Genomic DNA, 1496 nt, shown 5'->3' on the forward strand with positions numbered 1-1496 from the left:
GTTCCGCGACGCCTCGGACGCCGTCGGTCAGATGCCGTCGGTCAGATGCCGTCGGTCAGCTCGCGGGCCCGCTTCACGTCGTCGGCCATCCGGTCCAGCAGCGCGTCGATGGAGTCGAACTTCTCCATCCCGCGCAGGTAGGCCAGGAAGTCCACGGCCACGTGCAGCCCGTACAGGTCCAGGCCGACCCGGTCGATGGCGTAGGCCTCCACGGTGCGGGTGGTGCCGTCGAAGGTCGGGTTGGTGCCGACCGAGATCGCCGCCGGCATCCGCTCGCCGTCGGCGGTCAGCCAGCCCGCGTACACGCCGTCGGCCGGGATCGCGCTGTGCGGCACGGTGTCGACGTTGGCGGTCGGGTAGCCCAGGTCGCGGCCGCGCTGCGCGCCGCGCACCACCACGCCCTCGACCCGGTGCGGGCGGCCCAGCACCTCGTTGGCACCGGCCATGTCCCCGGTCTCCACCAGCCGGCGGGTCAGGCTGGAGGAGAACGGCTCACCGTCCCCGGCCGTGCCGCACACCTGGAGGTCGACCACCTCGACCTCGAAGTCGTCCGCCCGGCCCAGCTCGCCGAGCAGCGCGACGTTCCCGGCCGCCCGGTGCCCGAAGCGGAAGTTGGGGCCCTCGATGACGACCCGCGCGTGCAGCGCGTCCACCAGGACCTGCCGGACGAAGGTCTCCGGGGACTCCTGGGAGAACTCGGTGGTGAACGGCAGCACCAGCACCGCGTCCACGCCCAGCTCCGCGATCAGCTCGGCACGGCGCGGGTGCGGCGCGAGCAGCGGCGGGTGGCTGCCCGGGCGGATGACCTCGCGCGGGTGCGGGTCGAAGGTCACCACGACCGCCGGGACGCCCAGTTCGCGGGCCCGCTCGACCGCCCGCCCGATGATCAGCTGATGTCCTCGGTGCACCCCGTCGAACGAGCCGATGGTGACGACGCTGCGTCCCCAGTCCCCGGGGATCTCCTCCAGGCCACGCCAGCGCTGCACCTGACCGCTCCTTGTTCCGTACGGCGCGTACCCTCTGTACGCTCAAACGCTCAAAACCCGAACCCCTATAGCGTGCCATGCGCCTGCCCCGGCTCAGGCACCGGAATACGGGTTGAGCCCGCCGAGGGCCCCGCAGCCCGCCCGGAGACGGCCCGCTCGGCCTCGGCGGCGGCGTACTGCGGGTCCCGTCCGGCCGCCGCCAGGGCCCGCATCCGGGCCAGCCGGGGGCCGTCCGGGGCGGTCGGCGCGGCGCCGGACGGCCACCGGGCGAGCAGCCGGGCGAAGGCCGCCGACCGACCGGCGCAGCGCACCAGCAGCTCGTCCGCGCCCGGCAGCCCGGTGCCGGCCCGGGCCAGCACCGCCCGGGCCCGGGCGGGGTTCTCGGCCGCGCAGTGCTCGGCGAGCCGCTCCACGGCGGCGGTCAGCACCGCCGGGTCGGTCTCGGTGGCGAGCAGGGTGTCCAGCAGCTCGCAGCGCAGCGCGTCCGCCGCCGGGTCGGCCACCGGGACG

1 protein-coding gene and 1 pseudogene are annotated in these 1496 nt (G+C 75.3%); both read right to left on the reverse strand.

Features of this window, described 5'->3' with window-relative positions:
• Nucleotides 1–41 precede the first annotated feature (41 nt).
• Nucleotides 42–986 carry a bifunctional riboflavin kinase/FAD synthetase gene (locus ACFU6K_RS38800; RefSeq protein WP_380671344.1) on the reverse strand — a complete coding sequence of 315 codons (945 nt, stop codon included), beginning with the start codon at nucleotides 984–986 and terminating at the stop codon, nucleotides 42–44.
• A gap of 65 nt (nucleotides 987–1051) precedes the next feature.
• Nucleotides 1052–1496 (reverse strand): annotated as a pseudogene (locus tag ACFU6K_RS38805) (hypothetical protein); the annotation flags it as partial.

The sequence above is a fragment of the Kitasatospora sp. NPDC057512 genome, from assembly GCF_042802135.1.
Classification (GTDB): domain Bacteria; phylum Actinomycetota; class Actinomycetes; order Streptomycetales; family Streptomycetaceae; genus Kitasatospora.